Annotated in this window: 20 protein-coding genes, 1 tRNA gene and 1 pseudogene; 13 read left to right on the plus strand and 9 right to left on the minus strand. The window is 48.3% G+C overall.

What is annotated here, in order from left to right:
* Nucleotides 1-8: 8 nt before the first annotated feature.
* From H6F68_RS21580 to H6F68_RS21590, 3 genes are all read right to left on the minus strand, one after another.
* Complete coding sequence (locus H6F68_RS21580; RefSeq protein ID WP_190440870.1) at nucleotides 9-278, minus strand: hypothetical protein; 270 nt, start codon at nucleotides 276-278, stop codon at nucleotides 9-11.
* A gap of 149 nt (nucleotides 279-427) precedes the next feature.
* Nucleotides 428-865, minus strand: a complete 438-nt coding sequence (locus tag H6F68_RS21585) for a DUF4079 domain-containing protein (protein ID WP_190562133.1) — start codon at nucleotides 863-865, stop codon at nucleotides 428-430.
* Between the two features lie 146 nt (nucleotides 866-1,011).
* Nucleotides 1,012-1,362, minus strand: coding sequence for a DUF1830 domain-containing protein (locus tag H6F68_RS21590; protein ID WP_190440864.1), 351 nt, complete (start codon nucleotides 1,360-1,362; stop codon nucleotides 1,012-1,014).
* A gap of 518 nt (nucleotides 1,363-1,880) precedes the next feature.
* Between H6F68_RS21590 and H6F68_RS21595 the strand changes: the two genes are divergently transcribed.
* The 3 genes from H6F68_RS21595 (at nucleotide 1,881) to H6F68_RS21605 (ending at nucleotide 5,683) form a co-directional block, all read left to right on the plus strand.
* The gene (locus H6F68_RS21595) at nucleotides 1,881-3,455 is read left to right on the plus strand and encodes a photosystem II high light acclimation radical SAM protein (RefSeq protein ID WP_190562135.1); all 1,575 of its coding nucleotides are present in this window, start codon (nucleotides 1,881-1,883) and stop codon (nucleotides 3,453-3,455) included.
* A 100-nt stretch (nucleotides 3,456-3,555) separates the two neighbouring features.
* Entirely contained in the window at nucleotides 3,556-5,037 is a 1,482-nt protein-coding gene (locus tag H6F68_RS21600; RefSeq protein ID WP_190562137.1) for a DICT sensory domain-containing protein, read from the plus strand.
* Entirely contained in the window at nucleotides 5,027-5,683 is a 657-nt protein-coding gene (locus H6F68_RS21605; protein ID WP_190562139.1) for a pentapeptide repeat-containing protein, read from the plus strand. Before H6F68_RS21600 ends, H6F68_RS21605 begins: the two co-directional genes overlap by 11 nt.
* 55 nt (nucleotides 5,684-5,738) lie before the next feature.
* Here H6F68_RS21605 and H6F68_RS21610 read toward each other — a convergent pair whose 3' ends face one another.
* Both H6F68_RS21610 and clpS read right to left on the minus strand, forming a co-directional pair.
* Nucleotides 5,739-6,632: a CPBP family intramembrane glutamic endopeptidase gene (locus H6F68_RS21610; RefSeq protein ID WP_190562142.1), complete on the minus strand. Its 894-nt coding sequence runs from the start codon at nucleotides 6,630-6,632 to the stop codon at nucleotides 5,739-5,741.
* A gap of 23 nt (nucleotides 6,633-6,655) precedes the next feature.
* On the minus strand, nucleotides 6,656-6,937 hold the full coding sequence (gene clpS / locus H6F68_RS21615) for an ATP-dependent Clp protease adapter ClpS (RefSeq protein ID WP_190440850.1): 282 nt from the start codon (nucleotides 6,935-6,937) through the stop codon (nucleotides 6,656-6,658).
* A gap of 320 nt (nucleotides 6,938-7,257) precedes the next feature.
* Here clpS and H6F68_RS21620 point away from each other — a divergent pair, with 320 nt between their 5' ends.
* Nucleotides 7,258-7,662, plus strand: coding sequence for a hypothetical protein (locus H6F68_RS21620; RefSeq protein ID WP_190440847.1), 405 nt, complete (start codon nucleotides 7,258-7,260; stop codon nucleotides 7,660-7,662).
* 233 nt (nucleotides 7,663-7,895) lie between these two features.
* On the opposite strand, the gene H6F68_RS21625 is transcribed toward H6F68_RS21620, so the two are convergent.
* A complete protein-coding gene (locus H6F68_RS21625) occupies nucleotides 7,896-8,090 on the minus strand; it encodes a hypothetical protein (RefSeq protein WP_190440844.1) in 195 nt (64 codons plus the stop codon).
* 896 nt (nucleotides 8,091-8,986) lie between these two features.
* On the opposite strand from H6F68_RS21625, the gene H6F68_RS21630 reads away from it, so the two are divergent.
* The 4 genes from H6F68_RS21630 to H6F68_RS21645 all read left to right on the plus strand — a co-directional run bounded on the left by H6F68_RS21630 (nucleotide 8,987) and on the right by H6F68_RS21645 (nucleotide 15,764).
* Entirely contained in the window at nucleotides 8,987-9,331 is a 345-nt protein-coding gene (locus H6F68_RS21630) for an STAS domain-containing protein (protein WP_190562144.1), read from the plus strand.
* A gap of 152 nt (nucleotides 9,332-9,483) precedes the next feature.
* Nucleotides 9,484-12,198: a TIGR03960 family B12-binding radical SAM protein gene (locus tag H6F68_RS21635; RefSeq protein ID WP_190562146.1), complete on the plus strand. Its 2,715-nt coding sequence runs from the start codon at nucleotides 9,484-9,486 to the stop codon at nucleotides 12,196-12,198.
* 611 nt (nucleotides 12,199-12,809) lie between these two features.
* Nucleotides 12,810-15,053, plus strand: coding sequence for an Rne/Rng family ribonuclease (locus H6F68_RS21640; RefSeq protein ID WP_190562148.1), 2,244 nt, complete (start codon nucleotides 12,810-12,812; stop codon nucleotides 15,051-15,053).
* 27 nt (nucleotides 15,054-15,080) lie between these two features.
* Nucleotides 15,081-15,764, plus strand: coding sequence for a ribonuclease HII (locus tag H6F68_RS21645; protein ID WP_190562150.1), 684 nt, complete (start codon nucleotides 15,081-15,083; stop codon nucleotides 15,762-15,764).
* A 28-nt stretch (nucleotides 15,765-15,792) separates the two neighbouring features.
* Here H6F68_RS21645 and H6F68_RS21650 read toward each other — a convergent pair whose 3' ends face one another.
* The gene (locus H6F68_RS21650; protein WP_313930208.1) at nucleotides 15,793-16,410 is read right to left on the minus strand and encodes a DUF1997 domain-containing protein; all 618 of its coding nucleotides are present in this window, start codon (nucleotides 16,408-16,410) and stop codon (nucleotides 15,793-15,795) included.
* 178 nt (nucleotides 16,411-16,588) lie between these two features.
* On the opposite strand from H6F68_RS21650, the gene pheA reads away from it, so the two are divergent.
* From pheA to H6F68_RS21675, 5 genes are all read left to right on the plus strand, one after another.
* Nucleotides 16,589-17,455 carry a prephenate dehydratase gene (gene pheA / locus H6F68_RS21655; protein WP_190562152.1) on the plus strand — a complete coding sequence of 289 codons (867 nt, stop codon included), beginning with the start codon at nucleotides 16,589-16,591 and terminating at the stop codon, nucleotides 17,453-17,455.
* A gap of 224 nt (nucleotides 17,456-17,679) precedes the next feature.
* Complete coding sequence (locus tag H6F68_RS21660; protein WP_206755547.1) at nucleotides 17,680-17,925, plus strand: hypothetical protein; 246 nt, start codon at nucleotides 17,680-17,682, stop codon at nucleotides 17,923-17,925.
* The gene (locus H6F68_RS21665; RefSeq protein ID WP_190562156.1) at nucleotides 17,901-18,251 is read left to right on the plus strand and encodes a hypothetical protein; all 351 of its coding nucleotides are present in this window, start codon (nucleotides 17,901-17,903) and stop codon (nucleotides 18,249-18,251) included. Before H6F68_RS21660 ends, H6F68_RS21665 begins: the two co-directional genes overlap by 25 nt.
* A gap of 236 nt (nucleotides 18,252-18,487) precedes the next feature.
* Nucleotides 18,488-18,558 (plus strand) — tRNA-Cys (locus H6F68_RS21670).
* Between the two features lie 217 nt (nucleotides 18,559-18,775).
* A complete protein-coding gene (locus H6F68_RS21675; RefSeq protein WP_313930209.1) occupies nucleotides 18,776-19,213 on the plus strand; it encodes a GNAT family N-acetyltransferase in 438 nt (145 codons plus the stop codon).
* A gap of 86 nt (nucleotides 19,214-19,299) precedes the next feature.
* On the opposite strand, the gene aroC is transcribed toward H6F68_RS21675, so the two are convergent.
* Entirely contained in the window at nucleotides 19,300-20,388 is a 1,089-nt protein-coding gene (gene aroC / locus H6F68_RS21680) for a chorismate synthase (RefSeq protein WP_190562160.1), read from the minus strand.
* A 111-nt stretch (nucleotides 20,389-20,499) separates the two neighbouring features.
* Nucleotides 20,500-20,775 (minus strand): annotated as a pseudogene (locus H6F68_RS21685) (photosystem II q(b) protein); the annotation flags it as partial.

Here is a 20,775-nt window from a genome sequence, read left to right on the forward strand (position 1 = left end):
CCAACCTATCAAGCAGCGATCGCATCCCAGTTTTGAATCACGCAAAAGCCTACTTTCTCTTGACTAAGCAAGCGCTGAATTCGATGCATGGGCATTGCAGCGATCGCGTAGTCCTGTTTAGTGGCTTGGCGAACTTCGGTTACTCGTTCGCGATAGCGAATGACATCTGCTTGGCTTAAAAATACTAGAGCGTAGCGTCCTTGTTGAGATGCTTCTAGTAGAGGCATGCCATTTGGATCAATTACCACAAACCCACGAGAAACAGGACGGTAAGACATAGCTCGGAACTAAAAGCAGAGTATTAATTGATATTCAGCATATTTACTGAAAATTCCGTAAATGGCATTCCCCCAAGTGGGGGATTTCTACGGAAGCTATGGTTGTTGAGCCCTACTACTCAAGACTGTCGTTTTCTTCTGGCCTCTATCTAAGGTAGATATTTTTGTACTACGTCCCAGCCTGTGACTGAGACCCAAATAAACCCTAGGAACAAAATTAGGTTCGTGCTTATATGCAGCGATCGCGCCCAACCACGTTCAGGGTTGATTTGGGTCGCACTCCAGAAAGAAATTGCGACTAGAGCCACCACTATTAAGCCAGCAGGCAAATGGGTTGAATGCCCCAAAGAGCCGTAATGCCCCACGGTGCCGACCAAGCCGATCGCTAGCAAGAACAGCACTAGGAACGCGAGGATGCCGCCAATCACGTAATGCAGCGATCGCAGCCAGTTTGGATAAGGTTGACCATTAGAGCGAACTTGGAACATCCAGACGCCAGTCATGGCCAAAAGCACATAGGCCAAGAGCGAGAAGCCCATTGACCAAGCAGCGGCTCTCCACAACCAGAGGAACGAGGGTAGATTCAAAACTATTTACAGGATGACTTTCGTCTTCCTATTATCATCATTTCAGGGAAACTAACCTATGTATTAAGTTGGACTCCTGCGAGCGGAACCCCTAAGTCTTTAATTCAGCTTGTTTATCTGCAACTATCCATCAGGATGAATTTGCGTCAAGCGGTGGCGGCTAGAGGTTCTACGACGCCGAGCCCTTCATTTTTCTCTTCTTTACGTTGCTCACTCGCTGTGTCCAAGCCTGGATACACTTCAGCTTCAATCCACAGCTCGGAACAGGGGATATTGTCCGATAAAATAGCGCTAGCCATCATGCCTGTATGAATCTCTAATTGAGCCTCTGGTGGAGCCTCAAACAGCAAGCGTTGGCCGGGAAACACAACCCGCTCAAAGTACCAATTCGCTACATTGGTAATTCGTGCGATCTGAATCTGACTCGTTGCATTGACATAGCAGCAAAAAATAGGATCAGGCTGATCAGAAGGAACTGGATCAAGGAGTTGAGCCATAATTTTGAGGAGCTTAAAGCCGTAGGTAGATTTATATTCGGAACACTATCACCCCCGATCCCCGGTAGCTGTAAACATGACTACCATCCAGTTTGTCCCTTGTAGATCTTCATCAATATCTCTACCAATAGGTAGAGTGGAACCAACCTAAAGAGTTGCTGGTTAAGGCTTTTGAGGGATTGTTGAACTGACAAGCTTTACAAACCTACAGGCTTACTTTATTGAAACTTCTTCAAGCGCTAGGTGCATTACTTTTTTGGGTGAGAGCGAAAAATCACCATGCTAACTAGAAAGGCCAATGGTATCGTAAAGTTATATAAAACAATTTTCAGAATTCCTGTAAGCATGCAGATGTTGCTGAGTTTGTCTCCAGGGATTTGAACTTGAGAACTGCTAGTGACATTCAGGCTGTGTCATGCTCCTCAGCTGGGTTCTGGTTTGCTTGATTACTCGTCTTAATCTGAAAGTTCTTTTTTGTGCTTGATGTGAGACTCAAAAATTCTTAACACTACACTGTGATGCACCATCGAGTTCTCTACGTTCGCCTTCCTTGTAATCCGATTTTTCCCCTTGGCGTTGTCTATTTAGCTGATCACCTGCACAAGCTGTTTCCTAGCTTAGAACAACGAATTTTTGACTTGGGAACGGTGCCACCCCTAGATTTCGCTTCAGCTTTAGATGCTTGTGTGGAGCAGTTTCGACCCACGTTACTGGTTTTTTCGTGGCGAGACATTCAGATTTATGCTCCTGTCGGGGGGCGTGGCGGCAATCCTCTGCAATATGCCTTTGAGTTTTTCTATGCTCGTAATCCCTTTGTGAAGCTACGGGGAGCTTTGGGAGGATTTCGAGTTACCAGCGCCTACTATACAGAGCTTTGGCGAAATTTAGGCTTGATAAAGCGTGGCTTGAAACGGGCGCAAAAATACCATCCTGAAGCTCGCCTAGTCGTGGGTGGCGGAGCCGTTAGTGTCTTTTATGAGCAGTTAGGCAAGAAGTTGCCCGCCGGGACGATTGTGTCTGTGGGGGAAGGTGAAACGCTGCTAGAGAAGCTGCTCCGAGGCCAAGAGTTTCGAGATGAGCGTTGCTATGTGGCGGGAGAGGCGAAACCGCGCGATCGCTTGATTCATGAGTGGCCCACGCCAATCCAGAAAACAGCTTGCGACTACGACTACATCAACCGCATCTGGCCCGAATTTGAGTACTACTTCCAGGAGAGTGACTTCTATGTAGGGGTACAAACCAAGCGGGGATGCCCTCATAACTGCTGTTACTGCGTCTATACAGTGGTAGAAGGAAAGCAAGTCCGGGTGAATCCAGCCGACGAGGTGGTGGCTGAAATGCGCCAACTCTACGATCGCGGCATCCGCAATTTTTGGTTTACCGACGCCCAGTTTATTCCCGCCCGCAAATATATTGATGACGCGATCGAGCTGCTGCAAAAAATTGTCGATTCGGGCATGCAAGACGTTCACTGGGCTGCCTACATCCGAGCTGACAACCTGAATCCGCAGTTGTGTGACCTCATGGTCAAAACTGGCATGAATTACTTCGAGATCGGCATCACCAGCGGTTCCCAGGAGCTAGTTCGTAAAATGCGGATGGGCTACAACTTGCGGACAGTACTGCAAAACTGTCGTGACCTCAAAGCAGCGGGCTTTAAGGATGTTGTGTCTGTGAACTATTCATTTAACGTGATTGACGAACGTCCGGACACGATTCGCCAAACGATCGCCTATCACCGGGAATTGGAAAGTATCTTCGGCGCAGATAAGGTAGAGCCTGCCATCTTCTTTATTGGCTTGCAACCCCATACTCATTTAGAAGAGTACGCCCTAGACAAAGGTATTTTGCAGGCGGGTTACGACCCCATGAGCTTGATGCCTTGGACCGCCAAGAAACTGCTCTGGAATCCGGAACCGATGGGTTCGTTCTTTGGTGAGGTTTGTTTGCAAGCTTGGAAGCAAAATCCCAATGATTTTGGTCGAGAGGTAATGCGCATTCTCGAAAGTAAGCTGGGCCGAGCTGACTTAGAGGAAGCATTGACAGCTCCGATCGCCCCGACGGAGAAACAGCTAGCGACTTCTGCCTCATAACATCTATAACAATTGAGCGCTAAAGAAGTAGTTTTACTTATGACTGAGGCGCATTTACCACCGTACGCTTGAACTACGCATTCCTAGTGATATTTCAATCATGTTAGAAGGTTCTATTCTGCAAAAGCTAGAGGCGGCTCATCAAACAGGTGAGACAGGGAAGCGCCCTCTTAGCTTTGGGGTTTATTACAAAAACACTTTAGTTGCTTTGTGTCACGCCTTGGAGGACTGCATTCTTAGCTGTGGTAGCCCTCCCTTGGTAATTACCGCCTTTCAGCGGGGTAAATGGTATTTGCAAGAAGCAGATCGTTATGGCGATCTAGCGGCGCGATCGCGGCAAGTGGTAATTATGGCTGCGCCTGACTCAGGCTTTACGGAACACCCCACCAGCCAACGCGAGAATGTATCGATCGTCGGTCTAGAGCCAGCAGACCCCGTGGCGCAAGAGTGGCACTTGATCATTCTGTCACCCACCTACACGGCGATGGTGTTGTGCCAAGAGTTGTCTGCGGCTGACTACGGCCCTGGTGGTTTGCCGACAGAGGACCGTGAGCGAAAGTTCTATGGCTTCTGGACGTTTGAACCGAACTTGGTGCAAGAAACTGTGGAGTTGGCGATCGCTCATCTTGCTCCTTACAATCCAGAGCTGCAAAAAACCCTCCAAGCTCAAATGGCCGCGATCGCCAATGAAGCAACGCAAGCCGAATCAGACGATCTTTGTGGGGTGGTCTCACGGGTAGTTGATTACCTCAAAGCCAGTCAGCAAGATTTAGGCCAACTTCCCTTTACCGAAGAGCTTCACCCTGACGTTCTAGACCACAATCTAATCTCGAATGAGCTACAGGCATTTCTGCGAATTGCCCAACTCAGCGACCTAACCGATATTAAAAATCCGATGGCAGCGGCTGAGGTAGCAGCCTTGGCTGAGATGATGGGTCAACTGCTAGATTTACCCGCGTGGCAACTGCACCGTCTCCGCTTAGCTGGCATGTTGCACCGCATTGCTCCCATGCAGGAAGCAGAGAGCTTATCTGGAGGACATGCCCTCCAAGCCCAAGAGGAAGCGCCTAGTTGTCCGCTGAGTTGTCCCCTAGTGCCGGGTGCCCAGGTTCTCAGAACTTTGCCTCGTCTCAGCGCGATCGCCACGATTATTAATCACCAAACCGAGTGGTGGAATGGCTCTGGTCATCCTGCTGGTTTGGCGGGTGATGAAATTCCTCTAGAATCGCGGATTTTAGGCTTAGTAGAAGCTTTTCAACGGCGAGTGGCTGATTTGCGACTGGCTTATGTTCAGGGTGACTCTCAGGGCGATCGCGCATTCAATTTAGAAGCAGCCCTCTCGCAAGTTTTAGCTGAATGCCAAACTTATCAAGGCACTCGTTGGGACCCCAAGCTGGTAGAGGTTCTCGCCTTGATGGTGTGCGGGTTACAGCAAGGTCTCAGTTTACCGCTTACCCCACATCGCGTCACTTCTGGGATGTGGTTACTAGATGCTCGATTAGAAGAAGCAGCCTATCCCTTCTCCAGTGGCACGGAAAATTCTGACAAGACGGCAGCGGTAGGAGGCACTCATGGACATTGAGGCAATTCGCTCTGGGCAGTTGAAGCAGTTGGCGGGAGTCAATCTTGAAGATGAAGATCTCTCTAACCTGGATTTAAGCGGGATTAACTTAGCGGGTGCGTCCTTAGTGGGGGTCAACTTTAACCGCACTAAGCTAGCAAGAGCGCGTTTGGACGGTGCCAACTTAATTGGGGCGCAATTGGTGGGGGCAGATTTGCGGACTAATCTGCTAGGGGCCAATCTCATGCAGGCGGATCTCACAGGGGCAGACCTCCGAGGCAGCAACCTGCGAGGCGCTAACTTAATGCGGGCTAAGCTGACTCAGACCATTTTTACAGGTGCTTTTCTCAGCGGGGCCAACTTGGTTGGCGTGAATTTGCAAGGAGTGGATTTGCGGAGTGCCGACTTGCGAGGCGCTAACCTAAGTGGAGCCAATCTGCAAGGCGCTAACCTGAGTCAAGCCGATTTACAAGGAGCTTTACTGAGTGAAGCGAATTTAGAAGAAGCCGACTTACAAGGCGCTAATTTGGCAGGAGCTAACTTGAGCGGGGCTAACTTGCTCTGTGCTGAACTCAAAGATGCCAACTTGAATGGTGTGAATTTGGCAAGCACTTGCTTATTAGGAACTGCATTGGATGCCCTTTCACCTGCGGCTCAGAATCGATAATGCCTTGAGGCTATCGGAAATAGAACTGGGACTAGAGTGGGTTTAAGTCTAGAGGTTAGCGTTTGGCGATCGCTTGCCGTCTTCTAGCTGCTAGATTCATGCCTAGAGCAATCAAGCTCAGGCATAAAATTCCTACTGCTCCAGCCAGAGGATTGCTATCAATTCCTGTCACCCACGCGGGTGCGAGATTAGAGTAATTTATTAGCCCCCCAACATTAATGATGTAGTAGCCCCAAACCAGTCCTGCATGTAAACCAATAGGTAGCCCTAGCTGACCTTGAAAACGAGGTCGGGCTCGATGAGATGGTTCATCTAAACTTGCTTTGGCGTGAGTTGCTCGCTTAGCCCAACCCAAAGCTAAACCGAGCAACACTAAAGCGGGAAAGTTGATCCAAGTGCGGCGAATTTCAGCGATCGGTTTGATGAAGTGGGCCAGAGCAAATACGGTACTAGCAACCCCAAGTGCTGTAGTGGGCCGATAATCTCGCTCTAACTCATGTAACAACCAACCGCGAAAAAATAGTTCTTCCGCAAACCCAATTCCTAAAGAAACCAGCAACCCTTCCAAAATGATTTGAGGCAGAAACACAGAAGGCGATCGCCAATTTAGCCACCCTAGCGCTCCTTCAACTAAAAACATCCCTAACAAGCTGCATACACCTATCCCCAAACCCCCCAGCAGCTCTAGCCCGTTTTGTCGCGAAAGCTTTAGGCCATAACTTTGCAGAATGGTTGTGTCTTGATAAACCCGTCGCCCCCAGAACCGCGCTAGCAAAATAAACTCGACGTACAGCAATGTCAAAGTCAGAATGCTAGTGAGGTTCTGATCATCCACTACCCAATAAATCGGCCCTGCTACGGGTAGCCAAACCAGCAGCAGGGATACTACAAAAACTGCCAGACGAATTGGGACAGGATAATGAGCTAGGCGAGCCAGATGGAGCTTCAAGTTAGGAACGTCTTTTGTGGCTTTTACTCGTCTGGCTCAATTGTGCTACTAAGGCCGTGCGTTTTGAGAGTTTCGCTATAGAACTCAGCATGCTCTTGGGCACAGGTAATGACTAGAGCCATGCCATTGCTGTGGGCTTCCATCATGATGCTAACGGCCTGTGGCTGAGTCAGGCTAGGAACTGTATGTATCAAAGTCTGCACCACATACTCCATAGAGTTGTAGTCATCGTTGTGCAGTAAAACCCGGTAGCGTGGTGCAAGCTTACGGGCCGTTGAACGTTGTTCAATGGTCTCGACAGACATTGCTCTCCTCTCTTCTAATAAACGGACTATAAAGACTGATTGGCTTTAGCGGCTCTAATGGTTGACCTGCCACCTAAACTACTTTGTGTAGGCTAGGCCTGGAGTTGGTTAGCAAAGTTCTCTTGGAGCTTGGAGTATCACAACTTATGAGTCTGTTGCTAACTGAAACAATCAGGCAGTCTATTGCTAGGTCTACTTAATAATACTTAAATTCCCTAATCTCGTGACCCCTGTCAGGGAAATTACTCTTCTACAAGATGGGATTCTAACTTCTAAAATAGGAGAACGCAGAACTTGTAGTTCTTCTGTTGTCTGTGTTGATGGACCGCCCTAACGATTTTCAGCCACATCAAATTCTTTATCTGCAACACGATCGCGATCGCCTTTATGTTGAGCTAATTCAGCAAATAGTATCGCGTCAAATGTATTGGTCTCGACCTCTAGCCCTTGTCACGGATGTTGCTTGTTATCCTACCGTTGGTCACTACCAACCTATCTGGGAGACGAGCGAGTCAGCCATTTATGATTTACGTCAAGCGCCCGACCTGCTTTGGCCTGCGTTATTGTTTCAGCCTGCTTTAGATACTGAGGTCATGCCACTACTAAGCACCCTCTACGCTTCAGAGACTGAGGCTTACCCAGAAACTGCTCAGGTAGCTCATCAACGGCTCAGGCATTTCATGCACCAAATTTGGGCAGCGGCTCCAGAAGCCTTTCGAGCCTAAAAATTCTACATCAGATTTTATAGAGATTTTACGGTTCACCAGTACACAGTCCTTGGTCTGGTGTTCTAGAGCTATTCAGATGCACCCCGAATTCACAGCGCCTTTAAGTCCAAAGCCTTACTACAATCATTTTGCTTTTTCGACAAATCGCCTTCTCAGCGAATTAAGGCCGCGATCGCAAAACTAACAAATAAAAAATTTACTTGACTTTAGCTACTACTAATTGAGAAACGCTAGGGACTAGCAACTAACTGAATTCGGCCTGCATCCATCTCAGCCATCAGTAGTTCGAGGGCTTCATAGTCTACATCTGAAATGTAACCCCGGCGAGTTAGCTCGTAGTTGATTTCGTTCTCAATATCAGGCGTCAACTTTTTGAAATACAAAGCTTTTTCTACTAAATGTCGAATAACAGCAGTCGCTTGCATGGCAGGATTACTAGAACTTCATACTTAGAATTCTCTACCGAGCTTGTGAGTAAAAAGGTGATCGCAGACCGTATTTTTAAGTGATCCTCGTCACGATTTTGCTCGAAATCTTCCGTGTTTTAAGGGAAGTCTTGTCTAAGCTGAATTTGAGCAAAACACAATGTCTTTAAATAGTTTTAATAAGGTTAACGAAAGATTAAAACTAGCAGATTTAGATTTAAGTATTTTAGCAGTGCTACTACGGCTTTTAATCTATGACTGTACTCTAGGCAACAACTTTACTCCAGAAAAAGATTTGGCTTAAAGAACAGTAAAATCATGCCATTGGATGATTGACAACGATAAAAACTAAGGATTTTTTCTAGAAGATGCGTAGATTTATTTTTTAGAGTTAAGCCTTAGTTCAGGATAGCTAATTATGGCGGCCATTAAAGAATGGAATCATACTGCGAACGCTGAAAGGCTAGCTATTCCAGGGTTTAGCTTTGAATGTGGTTTTCCTAGACGCGCTGAATTTTTCCACAAGTTTCCATTTTAAGCATGCTTTCATCGGATTTTCTGCTACTTAACTTTCCTACTCATGCAGGGCAAAATTCTTTTGTATATCTAATTGAGTAACTTCTAAATGCTTATAAGGAGGTCTACTCTGAAAAAAGCGTTAGCTAGAGGAGCAATGTTTTAGGATTCATCTCAGATCGGCCCAGAAAACCGGAAATTAGTAGTCTGCCATACCATTCCGTAATAACACTTACCCAAAACTTTAAACATATGGGGCGATCGCATGAAGATTCCGCAAATTAGCCTTAGGGCAGTAGGCGAACGGAAAGGCGACCGACTATGGTCTAAACATCGTATTAAAGTTCTTTTTGATTTTTAGTGCTTACGGGATTGCGGTTATGAAAACTGTTCTGCTTCAGCCTCAAGTTACAGTGGTGCAGCCTCAAGGCCATATCAATGCTTCAAATTCCGTTGAGTTGCAGCAGCAACTAACGACCGCTGTCTCCTCTCGACAACCTCAAGTCGTGTTGATTGACATGAGCAAGGTAGAGTCTCTAGATAGCACAGGGCTGATGACCTTAGTGTCTGCTCTCAGCTCGGCTCAACGCTTCAACCACCGCTTTAGCCTTTGCTGTATGTCTGCTTCTATTCGGATTATTTTCGAGTTAACTCAGCTCGACCGCGTGTTTGAAATCTTTGAGGATCGAGCCTCCTTTGAAGCAGCAATCGCCGTTACTGCTTAGCTCCTATGGCTGCTAGCTCTGCCCACAGCCACTAAATTCTTAGGTTCCACAACTGCTCGAACGGTTGCTCAAGACATTTCAGTATAGTAGTAGGGCGAACTACTAACTGAAAGACAGTCGCAGTTGCTGGAACCAAAAGAGAGCTTTTTGCCGTGGCAGTTGCAATCGAAGAATTACTGACTCCTGAAATTTTGCGACCAGCCCGCTACCTGGGCAATGAGCTGGGAGCTTTTCATAAAGGTTGGGACAGCGCCTCGGTACGCTGGGTGCTGACCTATCCAGAAATCTATGAGGTGGGTGCGTCTAACTTAGGCCACATCATCCTCTACAACATTCTCAACACCCAACCTCGGCAGCTATGCGATCGCGCTTATTTGCCTGCTCCAGATTTGGCGAGTAAGCTACGCAGCACCCAAACGTCGTTGTTTGCGGTGGAGTCGCGGCGATCGCTGACTGATTTTGATATCTTGGGTTTCAGCCTCAGCTACGAGCTAGGGGCTACCAATATTTTAGAAATGCTTGATTTGGCAAGTATCCCGCTGACCTGGCGAGAACGAGCCACAACAGAACCTTGGAACGTCCAGCAAGGTAGTTACCCGCTAATTTTTGCAGGCGGACAAACAGCTACCTCTAACCCAGAGCCTTACGCAGAATTTTTCGATTTTATTGCTTTGGGCGATGGTGAAGAACTGTTGCCTGAAATTGGCCTAGTTCTAGAAGAAGGCAAAGCGGCAGGGCTAAACCGCGAACAACTACTTCTAGATCTGGCCCAGGTTCCGGGAGTCTACGTACCCCAGTTCTACGATATGGCGGCGGATGGTTCGGTGCATCCCAATCGTCCCGGTGTGCCCGAGCGCGTTTTACGGCGTGTTGCTGTGCCGCTTCCAGCTTATTCGATTGGCTTGGTGCCTTACGTCCAAACGGTTCACGATCGCCTCACCATTGAGGTACGCCGTGGTTGCACCCGTGGCTGCCGCTTTTGCCAACCGGGAATGCTGACTCGCCCAGCTAGAGATGTAGAACCCGAACAGGTGGTAGACGCGATTGAGCAGGGAATGCGAGCTACAGGCTATAACGAGTTTTCCTTGTTGTCTTTGAGTTGTTCCGATTATTTAGCGCTGCCTGCGGTGGGCGTGGAGATTAAAAATCGGCTCAAAGATGAAAATATCTCTCTTTCTTTGCCGAGCCAGCGCGTCGATCGCTTTGACGAAAATATTGCCAACATGATTGGCGGTACGCGCCAAATGGGGCTGACCTTTGCCCCGGAAGCAGGAACACAACGCCTCCGCGACATTATTAATAAAGGTTTAACTAACGAAGAACTACTGCGAGGCGTGAAAACTGCCCATGAGCAAGGTTGGGATAAAGTCAAGCTCTACTTCATGATCGGCTTGCCAGGTGAAACCGATGCTGATGTAATTGGCATTGCCGAAACCGTGCGTTGGTTGCAGCAAGAATGCCGCGGCAAAGGCCGCAAATCTTTTAGCTTCAATCTGACCATTTCTAACTTCACTCCTAAGCCCCACACGCCTTTCCAATGGCACTCGGTTTCAACTACGGAATTTGAGCGCAAACAAGCCTTACTCCGGGAGGAGTTCCGGCGCATTCGGGGGTTAAAGGTTAACTTCACCGATGTTCGAATTTCGGCGATGGAAGATTTTGTAGGTCGGGGCGATCGCCGTCTAGGTGCTGTCGTGCGGCGGGCTTGGGAACTAGGCGCAGGGATGGATTCTTGGTGGGAAAGCCTAGAGCGTGCGTTTGGGGCTTGGACGCAAGCGATCGCTGAGGCAGGCTTGTCTTGGAAATACCGCCAAGTGGAGCAAGGCGAATGGAGCCTCATGACAATAAATGAGTCGGTTGCTCATGAACTCGCTTCTGGGGGCCCCAGTGCAGACGATCCGATGGTTAGCAATGACTATACAGACGCACGCTTAGATGCTCCACTGCCTTGGGACCACCTCGATACTGGCATTGATAAAAAGTGGCTCAAAGAAGACTTGCTACGGGCTTTAGCAACAGCGATCGTGCCCGACTGCTCCTTTGAAGGCTGCTCTCACTGTGGGGTCTGTGGCCCAGACTTTGGTCATAACGTGGCGATCGCACCGCCGCCCATCCCTGATTTTCAAGGTCACTTCACACCGAATCAAGAGCGATCGCAGCGGATTCGAGTGTGGTTTGGCAAACAAGGCGACATGGCTTTGGTCAGCCACTTGGACTTGGTGCGGCTCTGGGATCGAATCATCCGCCGGGCTGCACTACCGATTGCCTTTACGGGTGGCTTTCACCCCATGCCCCGCATTTCCATCGCCAATGCGCTGCCTTTGGGTGCCACAAGTGCTGGAGAAATCGTTGACTTTGAACTGACTAAACCCGTTGATGTGGATGTCTTTCAACAAAAGCTGGCTGCTTGTCTACCTACTGACATTCCAATCTACCGCGCGGAAGTCGTGGATCTGAAAACGCCCTCGGCCACGCAGTTGCTAGAGCAAGCTGAATACTGGATTACACTCACGGTTGCTGGGGATGAAGAACTAGCGAGTCTTAGCTACCCCACTCTTGAGCAGTGGCAAGCTTGGATTGCCGCAATTAAAGCTCAAGATACGATTGCTTGGGAACAGACAACCAAATCTGGCAAAGTGCAAACCATCAACTTGCGCGATCGCTTGTTTGAGCTAGCGTTGATGCCTGCTCATCCAGAGTTAGGCGAGGCTGCAACCGTCCTACGCTTTGTGGGTAGCTGCCGTAACGATGGCACTTTGCTGAAACCAGAGCAGGTGCTTTATATGTTGGAACAGGTATCTCAAAGAGAGTTACGCCTCGTACATACCCACCGCAATCAACTCGGTTTGGCCGCGCCAGCCCAGTAATTAGGTCTCTTTAAGGGCAGGTCTGGTGCCTGCCCACTCAATGGTCAAAAGCAACCACTTTTTGAAATATTGCGATTTTCAATCAAACTGATAGTATTCGGTTTATTTCTCAACCTTCTGAACGTAACTTTATAAACCGCAACTCAGGAAGTCCTAAAGATTGAAAGCTTTTCCTGGATTAAGGTGTATGCTTATTTTTAATCGCTGCCAACCTAACAGGGTAGCATCGAAGTATCTGCACGCTATAATGCTTCTCAGATAGAAGTAGTTGAAGAACAAAAGCCTTTAGAGTTGCCGCTGAGTAGTGGCCTGAGAAAGGATGTTCTAGCCTGCTTCTGAAAGACTTTCTGCCGCCTGCGATTCCGCCGCTTCCAGTACCTAACCCTTTACAGGAAGGTTCTGTCTTAGATTACTGCACTCGTTAGCGCCTGATTGCTGATTGTTCACTCAATCATCGACTCTTTCATTCGATTGTTCTGTAGGCGGTCTGCACCTCACCCGGTTGAGACGCACTCAGTCTGCTTTTCTTCGACGTCAGCTTAAAGCCAGCAAAGTGTTAGAGGCGTAAGTGTTGTGGTGCCTTTACTGCTGCCAATTTTTGAGGAAATTGAATGTCAAAACAAATTATTATCGCTGAGCAGCATCGCATCGCTGCTGTTTTTTCTGAAGATCAAATCCAAGAGTTGATTGTTGCTACAGGCAGCCATCAGATTAGTGATGTCTACCTGGGTGTCGTTGAGAATGTTTTACCTGGCATTGACGCTGCCTTTGTGAACATCGGCGATTCTGAGCGGAATGGCTTCATTCATGTGACAGACCTAGGCCCACTGCGCTTAAGGCGCTCTGCCGCTTCCATTACGGAACTATTGGCTCCCCAGCAAAAAGTCTTAGTTCAGGTGATGAAAGAGCCGACAGGCAACAAAGGGCCTCGACTCACAGGGAATATCACACTGCCAGGACGCTACTTGGTCTTGATGCCCTACGGTAAAGGGGTGAACCTCTCGCGACGGATTCGCAACGAAAACGAGCGCAACCGTTTGAGAGCCCTCGCCATCTTAATTAAACCTGCTGGGATGGGGTTACTGGTCAGAACTGAAGCAGAAGGAATGGCTGAAGAAGCGATTCTGGAAGATTTAGAAGCACTTCAAAAGCAGTGGGAATCTATTTTACAGGAAGCTAGCTCCACTAGAGCCCCTGCTTTGCTGAACCGCGATGACGACTTCATTCAGCGGGTGTTGCGAGATACGTACAGTGGTGAGGTGAATCGGATTGTCGTAGATTCTCACACTGGTCTCAAGCGGGTGAAGCAGCACTTGATCAACTGGAGCGGTGGGCGATCGCCGCAAGGGGTGTTGATTGATCAGCATCGCGATCGCATTTCTGTCTTAGAGTACTTCCGAGTTAATGCTGCAATTCGCGAAGCTCTGAAGCCCAGAGTTGATTTGCCCTCCGGTGGCTATATCATCATTGAGCCGACCGAGGCTCTGACTGTCATTGACGTGAACTCTGGCTCGTTCACGCGATCGGCCACAGCCCGCGAGACTGTACTTTGGACCAACTGCGAAGCTGCAACTGAAATTGCGCGTCAACTCCGCCTGCGTAATCTGGCTGGTGTAATCATTGTTGACTTCATCGACATGGATACTCGGCGAGACCAGATGCAAGTTTTGGAGCACTTTAACAAAGCGCTGAAATCAGACAAAGCCAGACCTCAAATCGCTCAACTGTCAGAGCTAGGCTTGGTTGAACTGACCCGGAAGCGTCAGGGTCAAAATATTTATGAACTGTTTGGTCGCACTTGCCAAACTTGTGGCGGTTTAGGGCACACGGTTCATTTACCAGGAGAAGTGCCTCAATACGACGCTGATGTAGCAGAGCGATCGGGCACCTTTGGGATGAGAGAATCTGCCGCTCCTAGTACAGAGCCGCGTGTGCGAATTCGCGAGCCAATCAATCGGGAGCCAATCAATCGCGAACCGATTAGCAGAGAACCAATTAACAGAGAACCCCTGAATCCTGAACCCGCTACCTTTAGTCCTTGGGAGGGACGGAGTGATGACTTAGAGTTTGACAGTGGCAGCGATCCGCTAGAGCCAGATTTGATGAACCATCCCAATTATCAGGAGCGGGGTGGTCCTGGTAACAACCGTCGCCGTCGCCGTCGGCGGATTGGCATCACTTTAGGTGAAGGGGAAGTTGCTCCTAAGGGACCGATTAATCCTAGAGAGATTATTCCTGCTAAAACGATCGCAGTTAAGGCGGAGTTTATTGCTGAAGCCGAAACAGTGTCTCCTTTAGAAGACTTCCCCGTCATTGTCCCGAAGGAAGCTGAATCTGAAAGACCAGAGCGGGTAAAAACTACCAAGCGAGAGTTTATTAAGCCCGTGGTTGAACCTCCTGAAGTTGTCACCGTTGAGATGACGCCAGAAGAACAGGATGTGTTTGCGTTGATGGGTATTTCCCCCTTGGTCTTAGCGAACCGAGAAGTTAAAGACCCTAAATCTACGATTATCCAGGTTACTTTGCCTGGAGAAGCACCGCCTGTACCGAGCGCACTCGTTACTCCGACCGAGAATGGCGCGACTTCCTCGTCGGCTGTCGAGTTTGCTTCCCCTCGCTCTGCTGAAGTGCCGCGGGTTGCTCCTCCGGTTAGAAACACCCCAGCTACTGTAGAAACTGCACCTCCAACAGTCTCACCCGTCTCGGAGGATGTAGTAGCACCGCTTCAGTCTGAGACAAATGAGGCTGAGGTGACACCTGTTACTACCGAAGCGGAGGAAGATAACCTAGGACCAGCTCGGCGTCGGCGTCGGCGCTCCTCTGCTGCTGACGCTTCCAACAAAGCTGAAAGCTAGAGGGCTTGGCGTTTGGCTAAGGTGGCAATGCAGGCTAAGCAGCTTAAACTTCTAGAATCACCAGATTTCCTTTACACTCAGGAACTGATTGCTGGTGTGGATGAAGTAGGCCGAGGCGCTTTATTTGGGCCTGTGGTAGCGGCAGCCGTGATTTTGCCACCTAACAAACTTTCGTCTCTAGTTCAGGTGGGTGTTGCCGATAGCAAACAACTGTCGAGCGGGCAGAGACAACAATTAGCGGGTCACATTCGGACAGTTGCGATCGCCTGTCAAATTGGCCTTGCTTCTGTGGTCGAAATTGATCAACTTAATATCTTGCAAGCTTCGCTGTTAGCCATGCACAGAGCTATCTTGAAGTTACAAGTTCAGCCAAGCTTGTGTTTGATTGATGGTAATCAAAAAATTCCGAGGCTAGCCATTGCTCAACAAACCTTAGTCAAAGGTGACCAAAACTCGGTTGCGATCGCGGCAGCTAGCATTGTTGCTAAGGTTTGGCGAGATCAATTCATTGCTCGTTTAGCAGCTCATTATCCAGCTTACGATCTGCTGGCTAACAAAGGATATGGGACTACCCGACATCGCCAAGCTTTGCAACAGCTAGGACCTTCTCCCTTTCACCGACGTTCGTTTGCTCCTTGTCGGGTGCGCGAGTCTAGCACTGCGTCAGCGCTTGAGGGGATCGCACCCATCTGCACTCAATTAGAACTTTAACTATCTGGATGATTAGTGCAGTAAAAGGCTAGATTGTCGGGCTATTGATGGGCAAAGTAGCGGGTGGTGCTGTTGGTCTGGTTGCTTGAGCCTGAACCCAGCGTCGATAATCTGACAACAACTGATGCATTAGTCGTTGTTTGACGGTGAGCAAAACACTCTTCAATAGACCATTACCTGTAGCTTCGAGCAATGGGCGAGGCATGAATGAAAAAGGTGGCGGCAGTTCTACGTTAACCTCTAAGTTTGCCTGCCCTTTTAGGTGAGTGACTCCATACAACAACACTGGAGAGAGTTGCCCTGCGAGATTGAGTCTAAATCGCTGATTGATGTATTCCACTCCCCGAATCTCGCAAGCAACAGACTCTAGATGTACGGTTCCGTCACTGTCAGCCCATACTCTCATGTCAACAGTGGGTTGAATGCTTAGGTTCATAAAGGACAGAGGACGCATCTTTAAGCGGAAGCATTCTTCTGTTAGCAGCTCAACTCGACTCGGGTCGGCTAATGCATTCACGAGGCGTTGGGGTTGTCGTAAATAGTGTTGAATGGGAATGGGCTGTTCTGGAACAGCGATTTCCACCCCTTGGGATGCTACGAAGCGAGTGTACATGCGAGGATAAGTAAGGGTGCTGTTGCTATTCACTGAATTTTACAGTTTTTTTATAGTCTGAATCTCAGGCTTTTGAGAGAACAAGTAGTTTCACCCTTGTATAGACCAGGCTTTCGTCAACGAATGATGATAGGTGATTAAATTCGACTTTTAAGAATGTTCATAAAACTAGTTACTTAGCTCCAGACTTACAGAGTAATAGATAGACTTTATGGCGGTATCAATTGCGCATTTGGGGCCTTCTGGCACCAATGCCGAGACAGCAGCATTGGCTTTTTCGTACCATTTGACCCAAGCGACAGGCCAATCTACCCTGCTTTGTCCCTACTCCAACATTGGGCAAACTCTGCGAGCTGTAGCTCAAGGCGACACCCAGATGGCAGTCGTACCCGTGGAGAACTCAATTGAAGGGATTGTCACAATTACATTAGATACACTTTGGCAGTTCGATCAGTTGCAGATTCAGCAAGCCTTGGTTTTGCCAATTGTGCATGCGCTACTATCACGAGCGAAAAATTTAGAAACAATCAAGACGGTCTATTCTCATCCTCAAGCCTTGGCTCAGTGCCAGGAGTGGCTAGAAAAGTTTCTGCCGAACGCCCAACTCATTGCTAACAATTCCACTACTGAAGCCTTGCAGCTTTTGGATAATGACCCCACCATTGGTGCGATCGCCTCTCCAAGAGCCGCCCAACTCTACAACTTGCCGATGTTGGCTCATCCCATTAATGATTACCCAGGCAATTGCACCCGCTTTTGGGTTTTGAGTTTAGATTCTGCCCCTAGTGGTACTCATACTTCGCTTGGGTTTAGTGTTGCGGCTAATGTACCCGGAGCTTTGGTAAAGCCTTTACAAGTTTTGGCCGAACGGGGAATTAATCTGAGTCGGATTGAATCGCGCCCGACTAAGCGATCGCTCGGTGACTATTTATTTTTTATGGATTTTGAAGCAGACTTACGGGAACCGTCTGTTCAAGCTGCTTTAGTAGAACTAAAAAACTATACTGAAACTCTTAAAATCTTCGGTAGTTACTCGGTCAAGAATATTCAACTAGAGACTCTATCCTCGCAGGCCTAAAACCTAAGTTCTTATCAACTTGAGTGATACTTCATATTCAGCTTGATATAGTCTGATTAGTCAATTGAGTAAGAGCAGCCTTGAAATTCTTAGGGCTAGCTATTGAGGCTGTAGCACTGCTGAGCATAGCTTGGAAATCAACGCAGCTATAGCTTTCCCGGATTTAGATGCAACTTTATTTTCGAGGCACCGCTGGCTCTCTGCTTGAAGACACGCTGTTAACTATGGCACTATTAATGCCTCAGTTTCGATTAGATTGCTATGACATACAGCCTAAAAAGAAAATAATAAATGTTAAAGGCTTTTCTGCCTCTTATGAAAGAAACTATCCTGTAATTAAAGTTCTAGAGCATCTTGCTACAGTTTTTGCTCTAGAAAATTTTCTCAAATGGTGTGAGGTCGTTGCCGATTATTCCATGCCTTTAAGAAAGCTGGAGTTAGGAAAATGTCCAAAACTATCGCCAATCTAACGCTGCCATTAGTTTCTTTAGAGATCGAAAACGTTTTAGATACCTATCACTACCATCCCTACCGCCAAGCGTTTGCGATACCAGAATTACGCGAGCAACTCATCGCTTATGTGCTCAATTGTGTGCCAGCTTGCTACGCCATGATTGAGGAGCACAGCAATTTAGAAGCAGACCCAACTTTAGTGCCTCGGCCCTTGCGCGATCGCCTGCGGTTAATGGTGAGAGAGGGAATTGAGCGCTTGGTTGAAGAAAACGCAGATTGGGTGAGCCACCACATTCCTCCAGAAATCAGCTCAGGCTCTGCTCCCTCTAGTTGGTTTGGCTAATCCATTCCACCGATTTTCTGAGTTTCTAAATGGGGTGCAGAGGCAGGTTCCCTAGTGAAGGTTCAGTCCCCACCCCTTTGTTCCCAACCTATTGACGAACGGTATACAACTAAATAGCCAGCAGGTGATTTCTGCTGATAGATGCTCATGAACTGAAATATGCTTGTTAGAAATAAAATTGAATTCAAATGATGAATTTGTAGAAAAATTTGATATACTTGTAATCCTGAAAGGTTGGCGGCATGGCCAAGTGGTAAGGCAGAGGACTGCAAATCCTTTACCCCCAGTTCGAATCTGGGTGCCGCCTTTTCAATTCGTTTTCTACCTTCTCGCAGAAAGCCTTTTGTAGCACGGGCTTCGAGTGTTCTTTGAGAAAGGTTATTGTGCAAAATACAGATCAATCCTTATCCCGGGAGCACTAAAACAGGACTATCAAGCTGAGATAGATTATCCTGCTGTTTTTTCTGGTTTTGAGGTGATTGAGGATTTAATGAGTGAGAATCAGATCCGCCAATTCCGATGACGTGGCACTAATTTTCTCATTCATTCAGAAGAAGGCAGAATTTGATCGAAATATCGGTGCTTTTTCCGGTAACTTGCAGACATCCGAAGAAAAAATATACAAAACACTTTTTGGCGTAGTTCCCTTTTCTTACGTCTTGTTCGCAGAGCTTTCAGGATGTGAAGTCGGCTTTGCCTTGTATGGATTCAGATACTCATCGTTTGCAGGTCAACCCAGTATTTGGCTCGACGATCTGTATGTAGATGAGGCGATGAGAAGCCAAGGTGTAGGTGTGGCGTTAATGACTCGTCTAGCTCAAATTTCTCAGGAAAATGACTGTACTCATCTTGCCTGGAATGCTGATGCTCGCAATATTCGCGGACTTAGTTTCTATCACCGACTGGGTGCAGATATTACAGAGCAACACGGTCATCGATGTTTCCTCAGGTGGGTTCCGTAACCTGACCTCTAGCAAGCTATAGAAAACCTGGAGAAACTCTAGGTCTTCTCCAGGCGAATTGTTGTTGTCTCCAGTAGAGCGATCGCCTACAACACCTTACATTGGCCGTGCTGACGCAAAAGATGATCGCAAAGCACCAAGGCAACCATCGCTTCTACCATTGGCACTGCCCTTGGTAAAACGCAAGGGTCATGACGACCTTTACCAGCCAGCGTCGTTTCTTCGCCTTCCGTGGTAACAGTACGTTGCTCCTTACGAATCGTGGCGGTGGGCTTGAAGGCAACCCGAATCACAATGTCTTCCCCATTGGAGATGCCACCTTGAACACCGCCAGAACGGTTAGTGGCTGTACGAACTTCACCAGCTTCATCAATGTAAAATTCGTCATTATGCTCGCTGCCCGTCATTAAGGTGCCAGCAAATCCAGAGCCAATTTCAAAGCCTTTGGTAGCAGGTAGGGACATTACTCCCTTAGCTAAGTCGGCTTCCAACTTATCAAACACGGGAGAACCAAGCCCTTTAGGAACACTGCGAGCCACACATTCAACCACCCCACCTAGAGAATCGCCTTGGTCACGAGCTGACTCCACAAGGGCGATCATTTGCTCGGCACATTCTAGGTTAGGGCAGCGCACAATGTTACTTTCAACTTGCTCTAGAGTGACGGTTTTGGAATCAATCACCGCTTCTAAATCTTTAATCCGCTTGACATAACCTAAGACTTCAATGCCAGCAACCTGCTGCAAAATCTTCTTAGCGATCGCCCCTGCTGCCACCCGACCAATGGTTTCTCGGGCCGATGAGCGACCACCTCCCTGCCAGTTGCGAATGCCATACTTGGCATCATAAGTAGCATCGGCATGAGAAGGACGGTACTTCTCCACCATCTCGTCATAGTCTTGCGATCGGGTATCCTTATTCCGTACCAAGATTGCGATCGGAGTACCTAAGGTCTTGCCTTCAAAGACGCCAGAGAGAATTTCGCAGGTATCGGCTTCTTTGCGGGGAGTGGTAATCTTGCTCTGTCCAGGCCGACGGCGATCGAGTTCAAACTGGATTTCTTCAGCGGAGAGCTCTAGTTTCGGAGGGCAACCATCAATCACGACACCTACCCCACCGCCGTGAGATTCGCCAAAGGTTGTGATGCGGAATAAATGGCCGAAGGTGTTGCCCATATTTCTTTACATAACTCAGAAACTCTGATTTTAGCAGGGTTGAGGGTCAGCCATGCAAAAAGCGCCCCCGTGAGGAGAGCGCTTTTTGTTTAGCTAGAGACTAGCTGAAGATTAACCGTGGATTGCAGGTGCACTTAGCGCTACAGGAGCAGCTTCGCCCGCAGCCAGGTCAAGGGGGAAGTTGTGAGCGTTGCGCTCGTGCATCACTTCCATCCCCAGGTTCGCGCGGTTCAGTACGTCGGCCCAGGTGCCAATCACTTGACCCTGTGAGTCGATGATCGACTGGTTGAAGTTGAACCCGTTCAGGTTGAACGCCATCGTGCTGATGCCCAAGGACGTGAACCAGATGCCAATCACAGGCCATGCACCCAAGAAGAAGTGCAACGC

The sequence above is a fragment of the Trichocoleus sp. FACHB-262 genome (assembly GCF_014696035.1).
GTDB lineage: Bacteria > Cyanobacteriota > Cyanobacteriia > FACHB-46 > FACHB-46 > Trichocoleus.